This is a genomic window from Aliihoeflea sp. 2WW (assembly GCF_000497755.1).
Taxonomy (GTDB): domain Bacteria; phylum Pseudomonadota; class Alphaproteobacteria; order Rhizobiales; family Rhizobiaceae; genus Aliihoeflea.
Map to the genome: position 1 here is coordinate 243623 of NZ_AYOD01000015.1, position 22460 is coordinate 266082.

Annotated in this window: 24 protein-coding genes; 22 read left to right on the plus strand and 2 right to left on the minus strand. The window is 65.8% G+C overall.

What is annotated here, in order from left to right; translation table 11 throughout:
* Positions 1-45: 45 nt before the first annotated feature.
* The 17 genes from ALII_RS0110145 (at position 46) to ftsH (ending at position 15907) form a co-directional block, all read left to right on the plus strand.
* Positions 46-810 carry a sulfite exporter TauE/SafE family protein gene (locus ALII_RS0110145; RefSeq protein WP_024587212.1) on the plus strand — a complete coding sequence of 255 codons (765 nt, stop codon included), beginning with the start codon at positions 46-48 and terminating at the stop codon, positions 808-810.
* A gap of 49 nt (positions 811-859) precedes the next feature.
* Positions 860-2497 (plus strand): acyl-CoA synthetase, encoded by a 1638-nt coding sequence (locus ALII_RS0110150; RefSeq protein ID WP_024587213.1) that lies wholly within the window; start codon positions 860-862, stop codon positions 2495-2497.
* 364 nt (positions 2498-2861) lie between these two features.
* Entirely contained in the window at positions 2862-3377 is a 516-nt protein-coding gene (locus ALII_RS0110155; RefSeq protein WP_035449642.1) for a DUF1465 family protein, read from the plus strand.
* A 66-nt stretch (positions 3378-3443) separates the two neighbouring features.
* The gene (gene ruvC, locus ALII_RS0110160; protein WP_024587215.1) at positions 3444-3965 is read left to right on the plus strand and encodes a crossover junction endodeoxyribonuclease RuvC; all 522 of its coding nucleotides are present in this window, start codon (positions 3444-3446) and stop codon (positions 3963-3965) included.
* A 4-nt stretch (positions 3966-3969) separates the two neighbouring features.
* Positions 3970-4587 (plus strand): Holliday junction branch migration protein RuvA, encoded by a 618-nt coding sequence (gene ruvA, locus ALII_RS0110165; RefSeq protein ID WP_024587216.1) that lies wholly within the window; start codon positions 3970-3972, stop codon positions 4585-4587.
* A gap of 63 nt (positions 4588-4650) precedes the next feature.
* Positions 4651-4911, plus strand: a complete 261-nt coding sequence (locus tag ALII_RS0110170; protein ID WP_024587217.1) for a type II toxin-antitoxin system PrlF family antitoxin — start codon at positions 4651-4653, stop codon at positions 4909-4911.
* Positions 4908-5321, plus strand: coding sequence for a type II toxin-antitoxin system VapC family toxin (locus tag ALII_RS0110175; RefSeq protein ID WP_024587218.1), 414 nt, complete (start codon positions 4908-4910; stop codon positions 5319-5321). Before ALII_RS0110170 ends, ALII_RS0110175 begins: the two co-directional genes overlap by 4 nt.
* Positions 5318-6355, plus strand: a complete 1038-nt coding sequence (gene ruvB, locus ALII_RS0110180) for a Holliday junction branch migration DNA helicase RuvB (RefSeq protein ID WP_024587219.1) — start codon at positions 5318-5320, stop codon at positions 6353-6355. Before ALII_RS0110175 ends, ruvB begins: the two co-directional genes overlap by 4 nt.
* Positions 6356-6460: 105 nt before the next feature.
* On the plus strand, positions 6461-6922 hold the full coding sequence (ybgC, locus tag ALII_RS0110185; RefSeq protein ID WP_024587220.1) for a tol-pal system-associated acyl-CoA thioesterase: 462 nt from the start codon (positions 6461-6463) through the stop codon (positions 6920-6922).
* A gap of 225 nt (positions 6923-7147) precedes the next feature.
* Entirely contained in the window at positions 7148-7867 is a 720-nt protein-coding gene (gene tolQ / locus ALII_RS0110195) for a protein TolQ (protein WP_024587221.1), read from the plus strand.
* A gap of 21 nt (positions 7868-7888) precedes the next feature.
* Positions 7889-8332, plus strand: coding sequence for a biopolymer transporter ExbD (locus ALII_RS0110200; protein ID WP_024587222.1), 444 nt, complete (start codon positions 7889-7891; stop codon positions 8330-8332).
* An 8-nt stretch (positions 8333-8340) separates the two neighbouring features.
* Positions 8341-9396: a hypothetical protein gene (locus tag ALII_RS0110205; protein ID WP_024587223.1), complete on the plus strand. Its 1056-nt coding sequence runs from the start codon at positions 8341-8343 to the stop codon at positions 9394-9396.
* A gap of 39 nt (positions 9397-9435) precedes the next feature.
* Complete coding sequence (gene tolB, locus ALII_RS0110210; RefSeq protein ID WP_024587224.1) at positions 9436-10752, plus strand: Tol-Pal system beta propeller repeat protein TolB; 1317 nt, start codon at positions 9436-9438, stop codon at positions 10750-10752.
* A gap of 207 nt (positions 10753-10959) precedes the next feature.
* Positions 10960-11478 carry a peptidoglycan-associated lipoprotein Pal gene (pal, locus tag ALII_RS0110215; protein WP_024587225.1) on the plus strand — a complete coding sequence of 173 codons (519 nt, stop codon included), beginning with the start codon at positions 10960-10962 and terminating at the stop codon, positions 11476-11478.
* Positions 11479-11646: 168 nt separating this feature from the next.
* Positions 11647-12555 (plus strand): tol-pal system protein YbgF, encoded by a 909-nt coding sequence (ybgF, locus tag ALII_RS0110220; protein WP_024587226.1) that lies wholly within the window; start codon positions 11647-11649, stop codon positions 12553-12555.
* A 13-nt stretch (positions 12556-12568) separates the two neighbouring features.
* Positions 12569-13864: a tRNA lysidine(34) synthetase TilS gene (gene tilS / locus ALII_RS0110225; protein WP_024587227.1), complete on the plus strand. Its 1296-nt coding sequence runs from the start codon at positions 12569-12571 to the stop codon at positions 13862-13864.
* A gap of 108 nt (positions 13865-13972) precedes the next feature.
* Positions 13973-15907 (plus strand): ATP-dependent zinc metalloprotease FtsH, encoded by a 1935-nt coding sequence (gene ftsH / locus ALII_RS0110230; protein WP_024587228.1) that lies wholly within the window; start codon positions 13973-13975, stop codon positions 15905-15907.
* 54 nt (positions 15908-15961) lie between these two features.
* On the opposite strand, the gene ALII_RS0110235 is transcribed toward ftsH, so the two are convergent.
* A complete protein-coding gene (locus ALII_RS0110235) occupies positions 15962-16672 on the minus strand; it encodes an aspartate/glutamate racemase family protein (RefSeq protein ID WP_024587229.1) in 711 nt (236 codons plus the stop codon).
* A 76-nt stretch (positions 16673-16748) separates the two neighbouring features.
* Here ALII_RS0110235 and ALII_RS0110240 point away from each other — a divergent pair, with 76 nt between their 5' ends.
* The 5 genes from ALII_RS0110240 to ALII_RS0110260 all read left to right on the plus strand — a co-directional run bounded on the left by ALII_RS0110240 (position 16749) and on the right by ALII_RS0110260 (position 21911).
* Positions 16749-18023, plus strand: a complete 1275-nt coding sequence (locus ALII_RS0110240) for an FAD-dependent oxidoreductase (RefSeq protein ID WP_244437399.1) — start codon at positions 16749-16751, stop codon at positions 18021-18023.
* Positions 18024-18080: 57 nt separating this feature from the next.
* A complete protein-coding gene (locus tag ALII_RS0110245) occupies positions 18081-19055 on the plus strand; it encodes a TRAP transporter substrate-binding protein (protein ID WP_024587231.1) in 975 nt (324 codons plus the stop codon).
* A 69-nt stretch (positions 19056-19124) separates the two neighbouring features.
* Positions 19125-19658: a TRAP transporter small permease gene (locus ALII_RS0110250; RefSeq protein WP_024587232.1), complete on the plus strand. Its 534-nt coding sequence runs from the start codon at positions 19125-19127 to the stop codon at positions 19656-19658.
* A gap of 4 nt (positions 19659-19662) precedes the next feature.
* Positions 19663-20988 (plus strand): TRAP transporter large permease subunit, encoded by a 1326-nt coding sequence (locus ALII_RS0110255; RefSeq protein WP_024587233.1) that lies wholly within the window; start codon positions 19663-19665, stop codon positions 20986-20988.
* Complete coding sequence (locus tag ALII_RS0110260; RefSeq protein ID WP_024587234.1) at positions 20985-21911, plus strand: hypothetical protein; 927 nt, start codon at positions 20985-20987, stop codon at positions 21909-21911. Before ALII_RS0110255 ends, ALII_RS0110260 begins: the two co-directional genes overlap by 4 nt.
* A gap of 196 nt (positions 21912-22107) precedes the next feature.
* Here ALII_RS0110260 and ALII_RS0110265 read toward each other — a convergent pair whose 3' ends face one another.
* Positions 22108-22452: a RidA family protein gene (locus ALII_RS0110265; protein ID WP_024587235.1), complete on the minus strand. Its 345-nt coding sequence runs from the start codon at positions 22450-22452 to the stop codon at positions 22108-22110.
* Positions 22453-22460: the final 8 nt, after the last annotated feature.

Below are 22460 nucleotides of genomic sequence, written 5' to 3' on the forward strand. Positions count from 1 at the left end.
AGCCATGCGACACGACTTGACCAGAAGCCACGAAGACCCCGCGCCTTGCTGACCGATCCCTGGTTCTACGCCGCCGCCATTCCATCCGTCCTGCTCGTCGGCCTGTCGAAGGGCGGGCTCGGCGGCGCAGCCGCGCTCATCGGCGTGCCGCTGATGGCGCTGGTCGTGCCGCCCGTCCAGGCCGCCGCGATCCTGCTGCCGATCCTGATCCTGATGGACATCGTCTCGCTGTGGCTGTGGCGCGGCAATCGCGACATGGCGACCCTGCGCATCATGCTGCCGGGCGCGCTTCTCGGCATCGCCATCGGCTGGCTGACGGCGGCCATCGTCACCGAGGCGATGGTGCGTCTCATCGTCGGCGTCGTCGCGCTCGCCTTCTTCCTGCGCTGGTTCGCCACCCGCATGGCCGGCTCCGAACACCGCGCCAGTCACTCGGTCGCGCGCGGCACCTTTTGGGGCACGGTCAGCGGCTTCACCTCCTTCGTCGCCCATGCCGGTGGCCCGCCTTACCAGGTCTATGCACTGGCACTCGGCCAGGCGCCGCGCATCTATGTCGGCACCAGCGTCATCTTCTTCGCCATCGTCAACGCGGTGAAGCTCGTGCCCTATTTCGCGCTCGGCCAGTTCGACGTCGCGAACCTGACGGCATCGGCGGTGCTGATGCCCATCGCCCCGCTCGCGACCATCGCCGGCGCATGGATCGTCCGGCGCATGCGCGCGGAGGTCTTCTATCCGTTCATGTACGCCATGGTCTTCATCGTGGCGCTCAAACTCATCTGGGACGGGCTTTCGGCCCTCCTTGACGGATAGAGGCCGGGGCGCTTTTCTCGGCATCCGATTTCGGGAGGAAACGACCAGCATGACCATCTACGAGCAGCATCTCGGCAAGAATTCGGCCAATCATCAGCCCCTGACGCCGCTCACCTTCCTGGAGCGCGCGGCGAAGGTCTTCCCCGACCACGTCGCCATCGTCCACGGCAAGACGCGCACCACCTACAAGACGTTCTGGGAACGCGCGCTGCGCCTCGCCTCGGCGCTGGCCACGCGCGGCATCGGCAAGGGCGACACGGTAACGGTCATGCTGTCGAACACCCCGCCGATGCTCGAGGCCCATTACGGCGTGCCGATGGTCAAGGCCGTGCTCCATTCGCTCAACACCCGCCTCGACGCCGCCGCCATCGCCTTCCAGCTCGACCACGCCGAGACGAAGGTTCTCATCGTCGACCGCGAGCATTCGAAGGTCGTCGCCGAAGCCCTCGCGCTTTCCTCCGTCAAACCGCTCGTCGTCGACTATGATGACCCCGAATACTCCGACGACGCCCCCTATCCGAAGGGCGAGCGCATCGGCGCCGAGGACTACGAGGCGCTCCTTGCCGCCGGCGACCCGGATTTCGCCTGGTCGATGCCCGACGACGAATGGGACGCGATCTCGCTCAACTACACCTCCGGCACGACTGGAAATCCCAAGGGCGTCGTCTACAGCCACCGCGGTGCGGCGCTGATGTGCTATGCGAATACGATCCACGCCGCGATGGACAAGCACTGCGTCTATCTGTGGACGCTGCCGATGTTCCACGCCAATGGCTGGTGCTTCCCCTGGACGCTCGCGGTGCAGATCGGCACCCATGTCTGCCTGCGCTGGGTGCGCGCCAAACCCATGTATGACGCGATCGCCGACAATGGCGTCACGCATCTGTGCGGCGCTCCGATCGTCATGGCGACGCTGATCAATGCCGAGGACAAGGACAAGCGCGACTTCCCGCAGACCGTCACCTTCAACACCGCCGCCGCCCCGCCGCCCGAGGCCGTGCTTTCCGGCATGGCCGATGCCGGCTTCGCCGTCGTTCATCTCTACGGCCTGACCGAGACCTACGGACCCGCGACCGTCAACGAATGGAAGGGCGAGTGGGACGCACTCGACAAGGGCGCGCGCACCACCAAAAAGGCGCGGCAAGGCGTTCGCTACGCCGCGCTCGAAGGCCTGACCGTCATGGACCCGGAGACCATGCAGGAAACGCCCGCCGACGGCGCGACTTTGGGGGAGGTCATGTTCCGCGGCAACATCGTCATGAAGGGTTATCTGAAGAACCCCAAGGCGACCGACGAGGCCTTCGCCGGCGGCTGGTTTCATTCCGGCGACCTCGGTGTCATGCACCCCGACGGCTACATCCAGTTGAAGGACCGCTCCAAGGACATCATCATCTCCGGCGGCGAGAACATCTCCTCGATCGAGGTCGAGGACGCGCTCTACAAGCACCCCGCCGTCGCTTCCTGCGGCGTCGTCGGCCGCGCGGACGAGAAATGGGGCGAGACGCCCGTCGCCTATGTCGAGCTAAAGCCCGGTCGCACCGCGAGCGAGGACGAGATCATCGAGCACTGCCGCACCCTGATCGCGCGCTACAAGTGCCCCCGCACGGTGATCTTCGGCGAGGTGCCGAAAACCTCGACCGGCAAGATCCAGAAGTTCCGTCTGCGGGAGATGGCCCGGCAGCTTTGATGAAATCGGTCAAAACGGCACAGTTTTCGCCGAATTTTCATCGAAATTTACGTTTCGTTAAGCTTTATAGCTCATTACTATCCCCATCCAGTCTTCTGGATTCTTACCGAGTGGTTGGACCACTTCGTTTGACGCCTCCCTGTTAAACTCCTGAGAGCCGCGCTTCCCGTGGCTCTTTTTTTTGGCTTTCCGGCGGGCAGCACGCAGCGCATTAACCCTTTGTTAAACATCCGGTTGCCCCCGCGGTGGACAAGGCGCATGGTCGTCCTTGTGACCGGCGGCAATGTGTGGAACCTCAGGCTCCACCGCGCCGTTATCGGCACCAGGGCGCAAAAATTCAGGATTTTCGGGGCGTTTGATGAGAATGGAAGTCGGCAGCGGCCAGGCCGCGACGATCAATCTTGCGGAACACCGCGTCTTCTCCGGCTCCTTCAAGAAGCTCTATGGCGAAGGTATGCACCTCGTCGAGGAAGCCGCCGAATATCTCGACGGGCAAGGCCGTCTCGAGGCGAAATCGCTGTCGCGCATCGCCGCCACGCTCTACGCGGCCGAATCCATGCGCCTGACCACGCGCCTGATGCAGATCGCCTCCTGGCTCCTGCTTCAGCGCGCCGCCAATTCCGGCGAGATGACGCGTGACCAGGTCGCCGCCGAAAAGTCCAAGGTCCGGCTCGACACCGCCTCGGCCTTCGACACCGACCATTCCTGGGGCGAACTCCCCGCCGCCTTCCGCGATCTCGTCGACCGGTCGCTGCGCCTCCAGTCGCTCGTCCGCCGCATGGACGGCGAGGTTTACGGCGCCGACGACAGCTTCGAGCGCCGCGCCGTCAATCCCGTCTCCGATCAGATCACGCTGCTGAAGACCGCTTTCGGGCGCTAGACCAAAAATTCGTTGCTGCTTTGTTCACGCTTTCATGTCATAGCGGACATGAAAGACGGGGACTTCATGGCAGAGACGATTCGCATCATCGGCATCGATCCGGGCCTGCGCCGCACCGGCTGGGGCGTCATCGACGCCATCGGCAATTCGCTGCGCTTCGTCGGCTCGGGCACCATCCGCTCGGATGCCGACATGGACCTCGCCTCGCGGCTGTGCCAGTTGCATGACGGGCTGGAAGCGATCATCCACGCGCATATGCCCGTCGAGGCGGCGGTCGAGCAGACCTTCGTCAACAAGGACGCGACCGCGACCCTGAAGCTCGGCCAGGCCCGCGGCATCGCCATGCTGGTCCCCGCCCGCAGCGGCCTGCGCGTTGCCGAATACGCGCCGAACGCGGTCAAGAAGTCGGTCATCGGCGTCGGCCATGGCGACAAGAAGCAGATCCACATGATGGTGAAGGTGCTGATGCCGCGTGCGACTTTCGACACGGACGACGCCGCCGATGCCATCGCCATCGCCATCTGCCACGCCCACCACCGCCAGAGCGTGACCGGCAGGCTCGCATTGGCCGCTGCGGCGGCGGGGTAACGACATGATCGGAAAGCTGAAGGGCACCGTCGACGAGATCGCCGAGGATCACTGCATCGTCGACGTCCACGGCGTCGGCTACGTCGCCTACTGCTCTACGCGCACGCTGGCCGGCATCAGCGCCGGCGAAGCGGTCGCGCTTTTCATCGAAACCTATGTCCGCGAGGACATGATCCGGCTCTACGGCTTCAAGTCGCAGCTCGAGCGCGAGTGGTTTCGTCTGCTGCAAAACAACGTCCAGGGCGTCGGAGCCAAGGTCGCGCTCGCGGTCCTCTCCACCCTCACCCCATCCGAACTCGCCAACGCCATCGCGCTGCGCGACATCACCATGGTCGCCCGCGCACCCGGCGTCGGCAAGAAAGTCGCCGAGCGCATCGTCACCGAACTGCGCACCAAGGCCCCGGCCTATGCGGGCGAGGCAACCGGCACGATCGGCCTCAAGCAGGAACTCGGCGAAGGCGTCGCCCCCGCCCCGATCGCCGATGCCGTCTCCGCGCTCGTCAATCTCGGCTACTCCCGCGACATCGCCGCCAACGCCATCGCCGTCGCGCTGAAGACGGCCGGCGAAGATGCCGATTCGTCGAAGCTGATCCGGCTGGGATTGAAGGAACTGGCGCGGTGAGTTCCTTGCTTTATTCCGATTTCCTTACTACCTTTACAAAGTAAGGAACCAGGAGTTCGGGTCATGGGTCATTATTCGCGGCTGACATCTAAGGGCCAGACGACCATCCCGGCCGAGGTTAGGGACTATCTTGGTCTCAACCCTGGCGACCGGATCGTCTACGCTCTTAAGGACGGCAAGGTGGAACTGAAGGCCAAGAACATGAGAGCCGTGGATTTGATCGGCATTCTCGGACCACCCCCATCGGGTCCCAAGACATTGGAAGAGATTGACATGGGCATCGCAGCGGCAGCAGCCGAAAGCGGCATGCGTGGGCTCGAATGATCGGCGTCGACACCAATGTGTTGCTGAGGCTTTATGTTGCTGACGATGCGAGCCAGCACGCGACGGCTTCGCGCTTTTTCGGCGAGCGGACCGCTGAAAGCCCCGCCTATATCTCAATGATCGTCTTCGTCGAGTTTATTTGGGCGTTGACGAGAACCTACAATTACGGCTGGGATCGCGTCTTCGCGTTGATTGGCGCGCTGATAAGCGCCCAAGACATCCTGATCGAACGCGAGGACGCCGTCACCGAAGCACTGGCACGGGCTGTTGAGGAGAAAATCGATCTCGTCGACGCGCTCATCGCCCGTGCGAACGCCGATGACGGTTGCAGCTCGACGGTCACGTTTGACAGAAAGGCCGCCCGTCGGCTCTCCTCCATGCAACTCCTGACCGGAACGTCCAGATCGTGAACACCGACCCCCGCCTCATCACGCCGGAAAAGCGCGGCGAGGACGTCGACACGACGCTACGCCCGCAAACGCTCGACGATTTCGTCGGCCAGGCGGCCGCCCGCGCCAACCTGAAGATCTTCATCGAGGCGGCGAAAAACCGGGGCGAAGCGCTCGACCACGTGCTTTTCGTCGGCCCGCCCGGTCTCGGCAAGACGACGCTGGCGCAGATCATGGCGCGCGAGCTGGGCGTCAACTTCCGTTCGACCTCCGGCCCGGTGATCGCCAAGGCCGGCGACCTCGCCGCGCTATTGACCAACCTCGAAGACCGCGACGTCCTCTTCATCGACGAGATTCACCGCCTGAACCCGGCGGTCGAAGAAATCCTTTATCCGGCGATGGAGGACTTCCAGCTCGACCTGATCATCGGCGAAGGCCCCGCGGCCCGCTCGGTCAAGATCGACCTCGCCCGCTTCACGCTGGTCGCCGCGACGACCCGGCTTGGCCTCCTGACGAACCCGCTGCGCGACCGCTTCGGCATCCCCGTCCGCCTCGATTTCTACACCGTCGAGGAACTGGAGAAGATCGTCAGCCGCGGCGCGCGCATCCTGTCCCTGCCGATGAGCGGCGACGGTGCCGTCGAAATCGCCCGCCGTGCTCGCGGCACCCCGCGGATCGCCGGTCGGCTCCTGCGCCGCGTGCGCGATTTCGCCTCCGTCGCCGGCGCCGAGATCGTCGACCGCAAGGTCGCCGATGCCGCGCTGACACGCCTCGAGGTGGACGCGCTCGGCCTCGACAATCTCGACCGGCGTTATCTCTCCATGATCGCGACCAATTTCGGCGGCGGCCCCGTCGGCATCGAGACCATCGCCGCCGGCCTTTCGGAGCCGCGCGACGCGATCGAGGACATCATCGAGCCCTATCTGATCCAGCAGGGCTTCATCCAGCGCACCCCGCGCGGGCGCATGCTGACGGCCAACGCCTGGCGCCATCTCGGGCTGGAAGCGCCGCGCGATCTGGCGGTGCGGCAGACGAGCCTGTTCGAGGACGAATAAGTGTTGAGCATTGTAATCACCCCCCTCTGGCCTGCCGGCCATCTCCCCCTCAAGGGGGGAGATCAATGGCCGGCAGGCCAGAGGGGGGTGCCTTGGTGGCGACGCATGTCCAGTGACCCCACGACCCTCGCCGGCGAGCTCACCCCCTTCGGCCACCGCATCCACGCCCGCGTCTACTACGCCGACACGGATTTCTCCGGCGTCGTCTACCACGCGCGCTATCTCGAATTCTTCGAGCGCGGCCGCTCGGACTTCCTGCGCCTGGCCGGCGTCCACCACACCGAGCTTGCCGACGGCAAGCATGGCGAAAGACTCGTCTGGGTCGTCAAGCGCATGGAGATCGACTTTCGCGCCTCGGCAAAGATCGACGACATCCTGACCATCGACACCCGCACCGAAAAGATCTCCGGCGCGCGCATCTACATGGCGCAGGAACTGAAGCGCGGTGAGGACGTGCTGGTCACCGCGCGCGTCGAGGCGGCGATCATTTCGGAAGGCGGAAAGCCGCGCCGTTTTCCCAAGGAATGGCTGACCGCCTTCATGCCGCAAGGTATCGATCCCGACTGAGATCGAACCCCTTCTAAACGCTTCCTTAACCCTAACGGCGCATGAACAAGGCGATGAAAATCGTCGATAACGTCTTGCGCCTTCCTTTCACCAAATTTGGCTTGAACAAGGCCGATCATGGTGCCGTGGGGTCGAGGCCGGCACGCAATCGATGACAACTGACAGGCGCACCTGGAGGAAGGGCGGCTTAGAGCCGTCCGGACTCGTGATGAGGACGTTGGGACCATGGAAACCGTGACTTTGGCCGCACCGGGCGGCGATCATTCGATCTGGGCGCTGTTCTGGCAGGCCGGCTGGGTCGTCAAGCTGGTGATGCTGGGCCTGATCGCGGCCTCGGTCTGGACCTGGGCCATCATCATCGACAAGATCATCGCCTACAAGCGCATGGACGTGTCGCTGAACCGCTTCGAGCAGGTGTTCTGGTCCGGCCAGTCGCTGGAAGAGCTCTATCGTACCCTCGCCGACCGCAAGACCACCGGCATGGGCGCGGTCTTCGTCGCCGCCATGCGCGAGTGGAAGAAAAGCTTCGAGAAGGGCGCCAAGTCGCCCATCGGCCTGCAGACCCGCATCGACAAGGCGATGGACCTTGCCATCACCCGCGAGATGGAAGGGCTCGAAGGTCGTCTCGGCTACCTCGCCTCCATCGGCTCGGCCGCGCCGTTCATCGGCCTGTTCGGCACCGTCGTCGGCATCATGACCTCGTTCCAGGCCATCGCCGGCTCGCAGTCGACCAATCTCGCCGTCGTCGCGCCGGGCATCGCCGAGGCGCTTCTGGCGACGGCGCTCGGCCTTCTCGCCGCCATTCCCGCGGTCATCGCCTACAACAAATTGTCGGCCGACGCCGGCAAGCTGGCCGGTCGCATGGAAGGGTTCTCGGACGAGTTCTCCGCCATTCTTTCGCGCCAGATCGATGAAAAGGTCATGCCGCGCGCGGCAGCGGCCTGATCGCGGCAAGGGAGCTTTACCATGGGTATGGCAGTCGGACAGCCAGGCGGCGGACGCTCCAGGCGCAGGGGCAAGCGCCACGCGCTCGTCTCCGAGATCAACGTCACGCCCTTCGTCGACGTCATGCTCGTGCTTTTGATCATCTTCATGGTCGCGGCCCCGCTGTTGACGGTCGGCGTGCCGATCGACCTGCCCGAATCGCGCGCCGGCGCGCTGAATTCGGAAACGACCCCGATCACTGTCTCGGTTAATGCCGACGGCCAGGTCTATCTGCAGGAGACCGAGATCGCGATCGACGACATCGTGCCGACCCTCGAGGCCGTCGCCACCACCGGCTATGACGAGCGCATCTATGTGCGCGCGGACGGCGCGGCGAACTACGCCATGGTCATGCGCGTGCTCGGCCGCATCAACGGCGCCGGCTATCGCAATGTCGGCCTCGTCACCCTTCCCGAGGATAGCTGAGCAAAGCGATGAAGGCCGGCCTCACAACATCTGTGGCCATGCATGTGGTGCTCATCGGGGCAGGCCTTGTCAGCCTGTCCTCGCCGCGCCCGCTCGAAAGCTCGAACTTCGAATCCTTCCCGGTCGAGATGGTGCCGCTCGCCGAAATCTCGCAGAGCGTCCAGGGCGAGCGTACCGCACCGGTTTCCGAGACGCCGGCGCCCGAGCCGACCACCGAGGAAGCGCCGGTCGATAACGCGCAGAACATCGGCAACAACCAGGTCGACCTGCCCAATTCCGCGACCGTGCCGGGCAATCGCCCGGTCGATGCCGCATCCGCACCCCCGCCGGCTGAGGAACCGCCCGCGCCCGAGCCCGTTCAGGAGCCAGCTCCGGCGCCCGAGCCCGAACCTGCGCCGCCCCCTCCGCCGCAGGAAGCCGAAGCCGAGCCTGAACCCGCACCCGTCGAGGAAGCGACGCCGGAACCCGCCGAAGAGCCGGCCATCGCCGAGGAACAGCCACGCGAACTCGTCCAGTTGCCGACGAGCGCGCCGCGCCCGCAGGTCCGTCCTCAACAGCAGCAGCAGGCCACGCGTCCAGAGCCGCAGCGCGAGCCCGAACGCCCCGCGCAGCAGCCCCAACAGGCGCAGCAGTCGAGCGAGGAAAGCCAGTTCAACGAGGACGAGATCGCCGCGCTCCTCAACCGCGACCAGGCGCAGGGCGGCGGCGCCCAGCGCTCGAGCGAGCAGGCCTCGCTCGGCGGCCGCCAGACGACGGGTGCCGTGCTGTCGCAGTCCGAGATCGATTCGCTGCGCAGCCAGGTCTCGCGCTGCTGGAACCCGCCGGTCGGCGCGGCCGAAGCCGAGAACATGGTCGTTTCGATCCGCCTGAAGCTCGACCCCTCGGGTGCGCTCGACGGCAATCCCGAAATCGTATCCGGCGGCGGCTCGTCCATGGCCGAGCGTGCCGCGGCCGACGCTGCCCGCCGCGCCGTGATGCGCTGCGCCCCCTTCAATGCACCGGCCGACAAATATGAAGCCTGGGCCGACGTCCAGTTCAACTTCGACCCGAGCCAGATGTTCTGACCCCACCCGGCATGAAGACCGGACAATGAGGCGAAACCGATGATGACATTCCTCAAGACCTGCCTGGCCATCGGCGCGCTCGCGCTCGGCGGCGCGCTCGTCGCCACCATGCCCGCCCGCGCGCAGCTCCAGATCGACGTCACGCAGGGCGTGGTCGAGCCGATGCCGATTGCCGTCACCGACTTCCTGTCGAGCGACAATGTCGGCGCCGAGATCACCGGCGTCATCGAGGCCAATCTGCGCCGCTCGGGCCTGTTCGCGCCGATTTCCAAGGGCGCCTTCATCGAGCGCATTTCCAATCCCGACGTCGCGCCGCGCTTCAACGACTGGACCGTCATCAACGCGCAGGCCCTCGTCACCGGCCGCGTCACGCAGGAAGCCGACGGTCGCCTGCGCGCCGAATACCGCTTGTGGGACACGTTTTCCGGACAGCAGGTCGTCGGCGAACAGTATTTTGCCAACCGCCAGAACTGGCGCCGCATCGCCCACATCATCTCGGATTCGATCTACCAGAACCTGACCGGCGAGAGTGGCTATTTCGACACCCGCATCGTCTATGTCGACGAGTCCGGGCCGAAGAACCAGCGCGTCAAGCGCCTCGCCATCATGGACCAGGACGGCGCCAACCAGCGCACGCTGACCGATGGCGGCGCCATCGTCCTGACGCCGCGTTTCTCGCCGACGCGTCAGGAAATCACCTACATGTCCTATGAGGGCGGCACGCCGCAGGTCTATCTCCTGCAGATCGAGACCGGCCAGCGCGAACTCGTCGGCAACTTCCCCGGCATGACCTTCGCGCCGCGCTTTTCGCCCGACGGCCAGCGCATCGTGATGAGCTTGCTGCGCGAAGACGGAAATTCCAACATCTACATGATGGATTTGCGCTCGCGCACGACGACGCGTCTGACCAATTCCAACGCCATCGACACCTCGCCGACCTATTCGCCGGACGGCGCGCGGGTCGCCTTCACGTCGGATCGCGGCGGCCGCCCGCACATCTACACGATGGGCGCGGACGGCTCGAACCCGACCCGCATCTCGTTTGGCGACGGCTCCTATTCGACCCCCGTCTGGTCCCCGCGCGGCGATCTCATCGCCTTCACCAAGCAGAGCGCCGGCCAGTTCCAGATCGGAGTCATGCGCACCGACGGCTCCGGCGAGCGTATTCTCTCGACCGGCCATCTGCAGGAAGGCCCGACCTGGGCGCCGAACGGCCGCGTCATCATGTTCTTCCGCGAGGCCTCCGGTTCGGCCGGGCCGACGCTGCACTCGATCGACCTGACCGGTCGCAACGAACAGCGCATCGCGACGCCGAACTTCGGCTCCGACCCCGCCTGGTCGCCGCTTCTGGAATAGTGCGGCCCGCGCGCAACACATGCGCCGCGCTTTGGCCCCAATTGGCCCTAGCGTCGGCCACGGACAAAAGCGCGGGCGAATCACCGCAAGCCGCCCGCCACGCGATCATCGAAACGAACTCGTAACCCTGCCTGTTGAGGGTCCGTTAACCCCATTGTGGTTACTGGATGTTCAACGAAACCCATCTAGTGCGAAGGAGAGGCGGCCATGCGCCGTATCGCAGCCATCACCCGTAGCCCCCTGATCGTCGCATTCGTTGCCGGCCTCGCGCTCGCAGGTTGCGCCAGCAAGCAGACCCCCAACAACGCGGCCGACCTCGGCCTGAGCGGCGGTGCCGGTTCGGGCATCGCGGCGACGCCCGGCTCGAGCCAGGACTTCACCGTCAATGTCGGCGACCGCATCTTCTTCGATACGGATTCGACCGTCATCCGCGCCGACGCCCAGCAGACGCTCGCCCGCCAGGCGCAGTGGCTGAACCAGTACGGCAATTACGGCATCACCGTCGAAGGCCATGCCGACGAACGCGGAACGCGCGAATACAACCTCGCGCTTTCGGCCCGCCGCGCGGCCGCCACCCGCGACTACCTCGTCAGCCAGGGCGTCGCCGCCAACCGCGTGCGTACGATCTCCTACGGCAAGGAACGTCCGGTCGCCGTTTGCGACAACATCTCCTGCTGGTCGCAGAACCGCCGCGCGGTCACCCTGCTGGACGGCGCCGGAAGCTGATCCTTTTCGGCAACACTGCCATGAAACAATTCAAGGCGGCCCCCGGGCCGCCTTTCTTATTGCGGCCGAAAACAAAATTTGGCCGAACTCCGGCGCGCTGGTAGAAGCGAATTGCGGACGCGGCGCCCGGTCGCGCCCCTTCACCGTCATCGTCAAGCGAGAGGCATGATGAAATTTGCAACACTACTGAGCGGTGCGCTCGCCCTGCCGCTTCTGTTCGCCGCCCCGGCGATGGCCCAGACGTCGGACCAGCGCGTCCTTGCCATGGAAGATCAACTTCGCCAGTTGAACGGCCTCGTCGAGGAACTGAACTTCCAGGTCCTCCAGATGCAGGACCAGTTGCGGCGCATGCAGGAAGACAACGAGTTCCGCTTTCAGGAACTCGAAGGCGGCGGATCGTCCGGCGGCAGTTCGGGGTCGAGCGGCGCTTCGTCCAACGATCAGGGCAACAATGCCCTGACACCGCCCGCGACCACCGACACGGCGGACGCCGAATCCCACGGCACGATCCAGCCGCCGGTCGCCGGCGGTTCGAGTGAGAATCTCGGCGCGCCGCCACGCGAACTGGGCTCGATCACCTTCGACGCACAGGGCAATCCGGTCGGCGCGGGCGTCGCCCAGCCCGTCGCCCCGCAGCCGGGCATCGCCGGAGCGCCCTCCGACGGCACCACCGTCGCGGCGCTGCCTGCCGCAGGCGACGCCGGCCAGCTCTACCGAAATTCCTACGAGTTCATCCTGTCGGGCGACTACGCGACGGCGGAAGCCGGCTTTCGCGACATGATTGCGCGCTATCCCGAGAACGAGCAGATCCCCGACGCCCAGTTCTGGCTCGGCGAAGCCCTGCTCGGACAGGAAAAATACCGCGACGCGGCCGAGACGTTCCTCGCCGCCAGCCGCGACCACCCGCAGTCGCGCCGCGCGCCCGAAATGCTGTTCAAGCTCGGCGTCTCGCTCGCAGCGCTCAACCAGCGCGAAGTCGCCTGCGCCACATTCAACGAGGTCGGCCAGCGCTATCCGCAGATGTCCGAGGCGCTGAAAGAGCGCGTCGAGCAGGAAAAACAGCTCACCTCCTGCTGACCGGCCGGCCTTCATGCCGCTTGACCCGGACGCGCTTTTCGCGCCCCTCGATCTGGACGACCGGCACACGGTCCTGATCACCATTTCCGGCGGCAGCGATTCCACCGCCCTTCTCCACCTCTTCAAATCCTTCGCAGACCGCCACGCGCCCGCGGTTCGCATCGTGGCAGCGACCATCGACCATGGCCTGCGCGCAGCCTCAGCCGGCGAAGCCCAATTGGTCGCGCAGCTCTGCGCAAAGATCGGGGTCGACCACGTCACCCTGCGCTGGCAGGGCGAAAAGCCCGCGACCGGCATCCAGGCCGCAGCCCGCCTCGCCCGCTATCGGCTCCTGGACGAGGCAGCACAAAAGGCCGGCGCCGATATCGTCCTCCTCGGCCACACCGCCGACGACCAGTCCGAAACGGTTGCGATGCGCCACGCACGGGGGTCGGCAGGCGAAAACCGCCGCGGCGACGCCGGCATGGCGCCTGCCTTCCTCTACGCCGACCGCACATGGTTCGTGCGCCCGCTCCTGGGCACGTCCCGCGAAGTCCTGCGCGATCATCTCCGGGCCGTCGGCCTCGGCTGGATCGACGATCCGACCAACCGTGACCAAACCTATGAACGCGTCCGCACCCGCCAGCACCGACCCAACAACACGCCTGATCAAAGCGCGCGTCTTGCCGACAGCACCCGCGCAGCCGAACTCATCGCCGCGCACGTCACCCGTCCCTCGCCGGGCCTCATCCGCGTCGACCCTCAGCTCCTCGGGCATGAAGGCGGCCTCACGGCGCTGCGCCTCATGCTCGCCGTCACGGGTGGCGCCGAGCACCTTCCCGACGCAGCCCGCTCGGAACGCCTTGTCGCCGCGCTTGGAGAGCGAAAGGCACGCGCCACATTGTCGCGCGCGGTCGTCGACAAGCGCCACGGTGCCATCTGGCTCCACCGCGAACATCGTGACCTTCCCGCGCCCGGCCGGCCCGGCATCGGCGCGATCTGGGACGGCCGATTTCGCGTCATCACGCCGATCGCCGATCCCCAAACGATCGCCATCACGGGTGCCGCCGCCCGCGAAATGGACACCGCCGTTCCGCCCGGCGCCAGCCAAGCCCTTGTTCTGGCTGCACTCATGGCCGAACCGGCCTGCTGGCAAGGCGAAGTGTTTCGGGGCCCCGCCGCGCCGTCGCCGCTGTACCCCGTCCTCGCCCCCTGGCGCCTTTTCCTGCCCTCTTTCGACCTTGCCCCGGCTTCAGCCCTTCGCCGCCTCTTCGGCCCCCCGGCTCTGCCGCCATCGCCTTGGCGCGACCACATTTTCCGCCGACCTTAACCTCGCTCGCGAGCGACGCTTGGCAAGGGTTCGTGAGCTTCCTATGTTAGCGCGAAGCTCTTGGCTTGGCACTTTGCCCGCGACCTGCGGGCATGAACGGGATGGACGATGAATCCGAATTATCGCAACCTCGCGCTCTGGGCGGTGATCGCCGTCCTTTTGATCGCGCTTTTCAATCTGTTCCAGGCGCCCCAGCAGCGCGGCGCCGCGCGCGAGGTGCCCTATTCGGAATTCATCCAGGAAGTCGATAACGGCCGCGTCCAGTCGGTGACCATCACCGGCAACCGCATCACCGGCACCTATGGCGACTCATCGCAAGGCTTCCAGACCTACGCGCCAAACGAGGCCAATCTCGTCCAGCGCCTCGAAGAGCGCGGCGTGACGATCAATGCCCGCCCCGAGGCCGACGGCTCGAACTCGATCTTCGGCTATCTCCTGTCCTGGCTGCCGATGATCCTCATCCTCGGCGTCTGGATCTTCTTCATGCGCCAGATGCAGTCCGGCTCCGGCCGGGCGATGGGCTTCGGCAAGTCCAAGGCCAAGCTTTTGACCGAGGCGCATGGCCGCGTCACCTTCGCCGACGTCGCCGGCGTCGACGAGGCCAAGCAGGACCTCGAAGAGATCGTCGAGTTCCTGCGCGATCCGCAGAAGTTCCAGCGTCTCGGCGGCAAGATTCCGCGCGGCGTGCTGCTCGTCGGCCCTCCCGGCACCGGCAAGACGCTCACCGCGCGCGCCGTGGCCGGTGAAGCCAACGTGCCCTTCTTCACGATTTCCGGTTCCGACTTCGTCGAGATGTTCGTCGGCGTCGGCGCATCCCGCGTGCGCGACATGTTCGAGCAGGCCAAGAAGAACGCGCCCTGCATCATCTTCATCGACGAAATCGACGCCGTCGGACGTCATCGCGGCGCCGGCCTCGGCGGCGGCAATGACGAGCGCGAGCAGACGCTGAACCAGCTTCTGGTCGAGATGGATGGCTTCGAGGCCAATGAAGGCGTCATCCTGATCGCCGCGACCAACCGCCCCGACGTTCTCGATCCCGCGCTCCTGCGTCCCGGCCGCTTCGACCGTCAGGTCGTCGTGCCCAACCCGGATGTCTCCGGCCGCGAGAAGATCCTCAAGGTCCACGTCCGCAACGTGCCGCTTGCGCCCAATGTCGACCTCAAGGTCCTCGCACGCGGCACTCCCGGCTTTTCGGGCGCCGATCTCGCTAACCTCGTCAATGAGGCGGCGCTGATGGCCGCGCGGCGCAACAAGCGCCTCGTGACCATGCAGGAGTTCGAGGACGCCAAGGACAAGATCATGATGGGCGCGGAGCGCCGCTCCAACGCCATGACGCAGGCCGAGAAGGAGCTGACCGCCTATCACGAGGCCGGCCACGCCATCACCGCGCTGCACGTCCCCTCCTCCGATCCGCTCCACAAGGCGACGATCATCCCGCGCGGCCGCGCACTCGGCATGGTCATGCAGTTGCCCGAGGGCGACCGCTACTCCATGAGCTACAAATACATGGTCTCGCGGCTCATCATCATGATGGGCGGCCGCGTCGCCGAGGAGATCAAGTTCGGCAAGGAGAACATCACCTCCGGCGCCTCCTCCGACATCGACCAGGCGACCAAGCTCGCCCGCGCGATGGTCACGCGCTGGGGCTTCTCCGACAAGCTCGGCCAGGTCGCCTACGGCGAAAACCAGGAAGAAGTCTTCCTCGGCCACTCCGTCGCGCGCCAGCAGAACATCTCCGAGGAAACCTCGCAGATCATCGACGCGGAAGTGCGCCGCCTGATCGACGAGGCCTATACCGAGGCCCGCCGCATCCTGACCGACCATCGCGACGGCTGGCTCGCCATCGCCGAAGGGCTGCTCGAATACGAGACGCTGTCGGGCGATGAAATCCGCCAGTTGATCAAGGGCGAGAAGCCGGCCCGCGACATGGGCGACGACACTCCGCCGACGCGCGGCTCGACCGTGCCGAAGGCCGGCGGCCGCAAGGAAGACAAGAAGGGCGGCGAGGAGCCCGGCGGTCTGGAGCCGCAGCCTCAAGGCTGATCCCTCATGCCACGAAATCGGAAAGGCCGGGCGCGATGCCCGGCCTTTTTCGTTTCAGTAGATTCGCGGCGCCAACCCCGACTGGAACCACGTTACGAAACTGGCGATCGAGAACACCGGCAGACCCGTCGCCGCGCGAATGTCGGCCGCATAGGGCACCATGTTCGTGCATTCGAGCACGATCGCGCCGAGGTCCGGATTGTCCGCTTGAAGCGCCCTGGCGGCCGCCACATTGTCGGCCCGCGCCGCCTCCACGTCGAGTACCATCTCGTTGCCGAGGATCGCCCGGGTGAACTCCCGCCCGCCCTCGGTCGAACCGACCGGCGTTCCGGCCGGCACGCCGGCCTTTTCCAGATGCAGCGGCGTCAGCGTCGAACTCGAGATCGTCAGGATGCCCGCGCGTCGGCCCTTCGGCAAAAGCCGGTTGACCTGCGCCACCTGCATCAGCGACGACGTCGCGACCGGCACGCCGACCGCATCCGCCAGTTCCTCCTGGAACAGCGACAGGAACCCGCAATTGGTGGTGATCCCGTCGACCCCGTCCGCGACGAGTTCGCGCGCCGCCGCGATGAAGTCGTCGAGCAGCCCTTCCGCGTTCCGCCGCACCACCCGGTCCGGCGAAGCGCCGCGCACGATCTTGTAGTGCACCGGAAACGGCCATGAGAGTGCATTGCCCATGTCGCCGACGATCCGCGGAAACCGGGCCTCCAGCATCAATATCCCCACCGCCGCCCCGTAGATCGCCTTGCCGCCCGTCGCTTGCATGTCACGTCTCCATTCGATGCCTTTCCTTTGCCACGCCGGTGGAAATGTCGCCAGACGGCTTGACCCGAAGGAAGGCTTGGGTCGCTATCCGCACATGGAAAAATCCTCGAACGAAAAGCCGATCGCGATCGTCGGCGCGGGCATCGTCGGCGTATCGACCGCCATCTGGCTGCAGCGCGCCGGCCATCACGTCATCCTCGTCGACCGCGCCGGGCCGGGTGAAGGCACCAGCTACGGCAATGGCGGCGTGCTGGCCTCGGCCGCCATCGTACCGGTCACCGTTCCCGGCCTCTTGAAGAAGGCGCCGGGGATGCTCTTCAGTCCTGACCAGCCGCTTTTCCTCAAATGGTCCTATCTGCCGCGCCTTGCACCCTGGCTGCGCCGCTATCTCTCCCACGCCACCGCCGACGAGGCCCGCCGCATCGCCGCCGCCCTGCACCCGATCATCGGCGACAGCCTCGCCGATCACCAGGCGCTTTCCGCCGGCACCGACGCCGCGAAGTGGCTGGTCCCGTCCGACTATGTGTTCCTCTACCGCGACCGCGCAGCCTTTTCCGCCGACGCCTTCGGCTGGTCGATCCGCCGCGACCACGGTTTTGAGTGGGATGAGCTGGAAGGCCCGGCTCTGCGCGCCTACGACCCGGTCTTCTCGCCCGCCAACGGCTTCGGCATCCGCCTGAAGGACCATGGCCGCATCGCCGATCCCGGCCGATACGTGAAGGACCTCGCCGCCCATGCCGAGGCGAACGGCGCAAAGATCATCACGGCAAATGTCGATGATTTCGTCATCGAGAACGGCCGCGTCACCGGCCTGCGCGCCGGCGGGCAGACGATCCCCTGTGCCGGTGTCGTCGTGACGACCGGCGTCTGGTCGAAGGCGCTCGCCGCGAAACTCGGCGTCAACGTGCCGCTCGAAAGCGAGCGCGGCTATCATCTGGAATTGTGGGAGCCGAGCGCCATGCCGCGCTCGCCAGCGATGATCGCGGCGGCGAAATTCGTCGTCACGCCGATGGAGAGCCGCTTGCGCCTCGCCGGCATCGTCGAGTTCGGCGGTCTCGACGCCCCGCCCTCGCGCGCGCCCTTCGATCTCCTGATGCGCAACATCCGCGCGGCGATTCGCGACCTGACGTGGAAGGACACGAAAGAATGGATGGGCCACCGCCCCGCCCCTTCGGATTCGATTCCCGTCATCGGTCCGGCGCCGAAGATTGCCGGTGCGTGGCTCGGTTTCGGCCATCACCATGTCGGCCTCACGGGCGGCCCGAAGACGGGCCGTTTGCTGGCGCAGCTTATTTCTGGCGCCAAGCCGAATATTGACCTTGCGCCCTACGCGCCCGCGCGCTTTGATTGAAGCTTGAAGTTTCTCGTCAGAAGAACAGCCCCAAGGGCAACAGGAAGAGGGTCGAAAATGAAGAAAATTGCATCCGTGCTGGCCTCGACGGCCATCGTCTCGATGGCATCGAGCGCCGCATTCGCCGAAAAATGGGACATGCCGCTCGCCTATCCGGCGACGAATTTCCATTCCGAGAACGCTGCCGTCTTCGCGCAATGCGTGACCGATGCCACCGGCGGCGAGCTCGAGATCGTCACCCATCCGAACGGCGCGCTCTTCGCCGGCAACGACATCAAGCGTGCGATCCAGACCGGCCAGGCGCCGATCGGCGAACGCCTCATTTCCGCGCACGCCAACGAGAACCCGCTCTTCGGCGTCGATTCCATTCCCTTCCTCGCCACCTCCTTCGACGATTCCCACAAGCTGTGGGACGCGGCCACCGAGGAAATGACCAAGGTCCTCGACGAGCAGAACCTCGTCTACCTCTACGCCGTCGCCTGGCCGCCCCAGGGCCTCTACGCCAAGAAGGAAATCAATTCGGCAGCCGACCTTCAGGGCGTCAAGTTCCGCGCCTACAACGCGGCCACCGCCCGCATCGCCGAACTCGCCGGCATGGCGCCGGTGCAGATCGAGGCGGCAGAACTCAGCCAGGCCCTGTCGACCGGCGTCGTCGAAAGCTTCGTGTCGTCCGGCTCGACCGGCGTCGATTCCAAGGCCTGGGAAAACCTGACACACTTCTACGACGTGCAGGCATGGCTGCCGCGCAATGTCGTGTTCGCCAACAAGGATGCCGTCGAGGCGCTGGATGAGGAAAGCCGCAACGCGCTCATGACCTGCGCGAGCGAAGCCGGCGAGGCCGGCAACGCCAAGGCCGAGGAACTGACGGCCGGCTATCTGAAGACGCTCGAGGAGAACGGCATGACCGTTGCCGAGCCGTCGGACGAACTGCGCGCCGAGCTCGCAGCCTTCGGCGAGACGATGACGACCGAATGGGTGGAAAGCGCCGGTGATGCCGGGGCGACCATCGTCGAAACCTACCGCGCCGAATAAGCGCCCAACCGAACGAGGACCCGGCGCCACGCCGGGTCCTTCTCTTTTTCCGGCAAAGCGGAGCAGGACATGAATGGCGCGGGGCGCGTGATACGCCGGTCGCTCGATGCGATCTATGACGGTGCCGGCTTCCTCGCCGCTCTATGCCTCGTCGCGATCCTGGTCGTGATCATGGTGCAGGTCGCGGCGCGCTGGCTGGGCATCACGGTGCACGGCCCGGCCGAATATGCCGGCTATCTGATGGCCGCCGCATCCTTCCTCGCCTTCGCCCACACGCTGAACCGAGGCGCGCACATCCGCGTCGGACTGCTCTTGAACATCCTCGGCGAACGACGGTTCTGGGGGGAACTCTGGTGCCTGCTCGTCGCCTCGGCGGCGGGCATTTTCCTCGCCTGGTATGCGTGCAAGGCCGTCTACTGGTCCTGGAAGCTCGGGGATATCAGCCAGGCGCAGGACGCCACCCCGCTCTGGATCGTCCAGACCCCCGTTGCGGTCGGCGCGATCATCCTCGCCGTCTGCTTCGTCGACAATCTCATCACCCTTCTTCTGACCGGCCGGGACAACATTCGCCCAGACCTCGAAGAACAGAGCCGGGCGGAATAGGCCGATGGAACCCTTTTACGCGATCGGCATCTTCCTTTTCGTCCTCTTCCTCCTGCTCGGCTCGGGCGTCTGGATCGGCCTCGCGCTGCTCGGCGTCGCCTATGTCGGCATGGAGATGTTCACCATGCGCCCGACCGGCGATGCGATGATGACCGCCGTCTGGCGCTCCGCCTCGTCCTGGACGCTGACCGCCCTGCCGATGTTCATCTGGATGGGCGAAATCCTCTTCCGCACCCGCCTGTCGGAAGACATGTTCAAGGGCCTCGCGCCGTGGATGGCGCGCCTGCCCGGCGGACTGATGCACACCAACATCGCCGGCTGCGCCGTCTTCGCCGCGGTGTCCGGCTCATCTGCCGCCACGCTCACCACCGTCGGCAAGATGACAATTCCCGAGCTGCGCAAGCGGCAATATCCCGAGCGCATGGTGATCGGCACGCTCGCCGGCGCCGCCACGCTCGGCCTGATGATCCCGCCCTCGCTGACGCTCATCGTCTACGGCGTCTCGATCAACGAGTCGATCACCTCGCTCTTCATCGCCGGCATCATCCCGGGCCTCGTCCTCGCCGGCCTTTTCATGCTCTACGTCGTCGGCGTCTCGCAGATTTCGAAGACCTACACGCCCGTCCCCGAGCCCAAGATCAGCTTCATGGAGAAGGTGAAGCGCTCGCGCTTCCTCGTTCCAGTTTTGCTGCTGATCCTGCTCGTCATCGGTTCGATGTATACCGGCATCGCCACGGCCACAGAGGCCGCCGCCATCGGCGTCGTGGGCGCGCTGGTGCTTGCCGCCGCGCAGCGCTCGCTCACCTGGTCCGTCTTCGTGGAAAGCCTGATGGGCGCAACGCGCACCTCCGCGATGATCGCGCTGATCCTCGCCGGCGCCGCCTTCCTGACGCTCGCCATGGGCTTCACCGGCCTGCCGCGCGGCCTCGCCGCCTTCATCGGATCGATGGAACTCACCCAGTTCCAGCTCATCATGGTGCTGATGGTGTTCTACATCATACTCGGCTGCTTCCTCGACGGCATCTCGATCGTGGTGCTGACGATCGCCATCGTCGAGCCGATGGTGCGCCAGGCCGGCATCGACCTGATCTGGTTCGGCATCTTCATCGTCGTGGTGGTCGAGATGGCGCAGATCACGCCGCCCATCGGCTTCAACCTCTTCGTGCTTCAGGGCATGACCGGGCATCCGATGAGCTACATCGCGCGCGCGGCCTTCCCGATGTTCCTGATCATGTTCGCCATGATTCTGCTGCTTGTCGCCTTCCCCGAGCTTGCGACCTGGCTTCCCGACCAGGTTCGACCGGTTCGCGGCGTCACACCGGCGGCATGATCCTGCTGCGGTTCGCCGCGCGGCACGGCCGGGCGATCCTCATCGCCGGCCTCGTCGCCGGCATCGCCCTGCCCGGCCTCGCCTTCGCAATGCGGCCGTGGATACCCGAACTCGTCGCTGCCATGCTGTTCGTCGCGGCCCTTCGCATCGGCCCCCGCGCGGCCTTCGGTGCCGCGCGCGACTTCGGTGCGGCGGTCGGCATCGCCGGGCTCTATCAGGTCGTGTTCCCGCTGGTCGCCGTCATGGTCTTCATGGCCTTCGGCTGGAGCGGCGTCTTCGCCACCGCCATCATCCTGATGCTTGCCGCCTCGCCGATCTCCGGCAGCCCCAACATCACCCTGATGACCGGCAACGACCCCGCCCCGGCGCTGCGCCAGCTCGTCATCGGCACGGCGCTCCTGCCCCTGACCGTCATCCCCGTCTTCTGGCTGACGCCCGATCTCGGCAATCTGTCGGACGTATTCGCCGCCGCCGCCCGGCTTCTCGCATTGATCCTCGCCGCGACCGGCCTCGGCTTCGCCCTCCGCGCCACAATCCTGCGCGATCCCGCGCCCGAAACGCTGGTCGCGATCAATGGCGCGTCGGCCGTCCTGATGGGCGTTGTGGTGATCGGTCTGATGTCTGCGGTGGGCCCGGCGGTCTTCAACGACCCGGCCGCACTTGCGCTCGCGCTCGCCGTCGTCTTCGCGGCGAATTTCGGCCTTCAGGTCGCCGCCGCCACCGCCCTGCGCGCGACCGGCCGCCGCCACCTCGCCGCCCCGCTCGGCATCGTCGCCGGCAACCGCAACATCGCGCTCTTCATCGCAGCCCTGCCGGCGGCGGTGACCGACCCGCTGCTGCTCTTCATCGGCTGCTACCAGATCCCGATGTACCTGACGCCGATCCTGCTCGGGCGGTTTTATCGGGATGATACGGCAACGTAGCCACCCCCCTCTGCCCTGCCGGGCATCTCCCCCTCAAGGGGGGAGATCAGTCTCGTCAGCCTGCCGCGCTTTCTTTCAAGGTTTGGGCGCGAAGACGAAGCGCGTGATCTCCCCCCTTGAGGGGGAGATGGCCGGCAGGCCAGAGGGGGGTGCGACAGAGCGCGACTTCAGCCAGCCAGGCCTTCTTGCGGAAATGTCAGCCCTGCGCCGCGATCACGATGATCTCCACCTTGTACTTCGCCGCCGCCAGCTTCGCCTCGCCGGTCGCGCGCGCAGGCGTGTTCGCCTTGTCGACCCAAGCATCCCACGCTTCGTTCATTTCTGCGAAATTCGCCATGTCGTCGAGCCAGATCTGCGCCGACAAGATGCGCGACTTGGACGAGCCCGACAGCGCCAGAAGCCGGTCGATCTCCTTGAGGATCGATTCTGTCTGCGCCTTCACCGTGTCGCCGTCGCCGACCTGTCCGGCGAGATAGACGACGCCGTTGAAGATGTTGGCCTGGCTCATGCGCGGGCCGGTCTCGTGCCGGGTGATGGTCATAAAGAGCT

Bases quoted from the DNA above. Each gene is read 5' to 3' on its own strand.
- ALII_RS0110150 (WP_024587213.1), top strand. From the start codon at position 860: ATGACCATCTACGAGCAGCATCTCGGCAAGAATTCGGCCAATCATCAG.
- ALII_RS0110155 (WP_035449642.1), top strand. From the start codon at position 2,862: ATGGAAGTCGGCAGCGGCCAGGCCGCGACGATCAATCTTGCGGAACAC.
- ruvC (WP_024587215.1), top strand. From the start codon at position 3,444: ATGGCAGAGACGATTCGCATCATCGGCATCGATCCGGGCCTGCGCCGC.
- ruvA (WP_024587216.1), top strand. From the start codon at position 3,970: ATGATCGGAAAGCTGAAGGGCACCGTCGACGAGATCGCCGAGGATCAC.
- ALII_RS0110170 (WP_024587217.1), top strand. From the start codon at position 4,651: ATGGGTCATTATTCGCGGCTGACATCTAAGGGCCAGACGACCATCCCG.
- ALII_RS0110175 (WP_024587218.1), top strand. From the start codon at position 4,908: ATGATCGGCGTCGACACCAATGTGTTGCTGAGGCTTTATGTTGCTGAC.
- ybgC (WP_024587220.1), top strand. From the start codon at position 6,461: ATGTCCAGTGACCCCACGACCCTCGCCGGCGAGCTCACCCCCTTCGGC.
- tolQ (WP_024587221.1), top strand. From the start codon at position 7,148: ATGGAAACCGTGACTTTGGCCGCACCGGGCGGCGATCATTCGATCTGG.
- ALII_RS0110200 (WP_024587222.1), top strand. From the start codon at position 7,889: ATGGGTATGGCAGTCGGACAGCCAGGCGGCGGACGCTCCAGGCGCAGG.
- ALII_RS0110205 (WP_024587223.1), top strand. From the start codon at position 8,341: ATGAAGGCCGGCCTCACAACATCTGTGGCCATGCATGTGGTGCTCATC.
- tolB (WP_024587224.1), top strand. From the start codon at position 9,436: ATGATGACATTCCTCAAGACCTGCCTGGCCATCGGCGCGCTCGCGCTC.
- pal (WP_024587225.1), top strand. From the start codon at position 10,960: ATGCGCCGTATCGCAGCCATCACCCGTAGCCCCCTGATCGTCGCATTC.
- ybgF (WP_024587226.1), top strand. From the start codon at position 11,647: ATGAAATTTGCAACACTACTGAGCGGTGCGCTCGCCCTGCCGCTTCTG.
- tilS (WP_024587227.1), top strand. From the start codon at position 12,569: ATGCCGCTTGACCCGGACGCGCTTTTCGCGCCCCTCGATCTGGACGAC.
- ftsH (WP_024587228.1), top strand. From the start codon at position 13,973: ATGAATCCGAATTATCGCAACCTCGCGCTCTGGGCGGTGATCGCCGTC.
- ALII_RS0110235 (WP_024587229.1), bottom strand. From the start codon at position 16,672: ATGCAAGCGACGGGCGGCAAGGCGATCTACGGGGCGGCGGTGGGGATA.
- ALII_RS0110245 (WP_024587231.1), top strand. From the start codon at position 18,081: ATGAAGAAAATTGCATCCGTGCTGGCCTCGACGGCCATCGTCTCGATG.
- ALII_RS0110250 (WP_024587232.1), top strand. From the start codon at position 19,125: ATGAATGGCGCGGGGCGCGTGATACGCCGGTCGCTCGATGCGATCTAT.
- ALII_RS0110255 (WP_024587233.1), top strand. From the start codon at position 19,663: ATGGAACCCTTTTACGCGATCGGCATCTTCCTTTTCGTCCTCTTCCTC.
- ALII_RS0110260 (WP_024587234.1), top strand. From the start codon at position 20,985: ATGATCCTGCTGCGGTTCGCCGCGCGGCACGGCCGGGCGATCCTCATC.
- ALII_RS0110265 (WP_024587235.1), bottom strand. From the start codon at position 22,452: ATGACCATCACCCGGCACGAGACCGGCCCGCGCATGAGCCAGGCCAAC.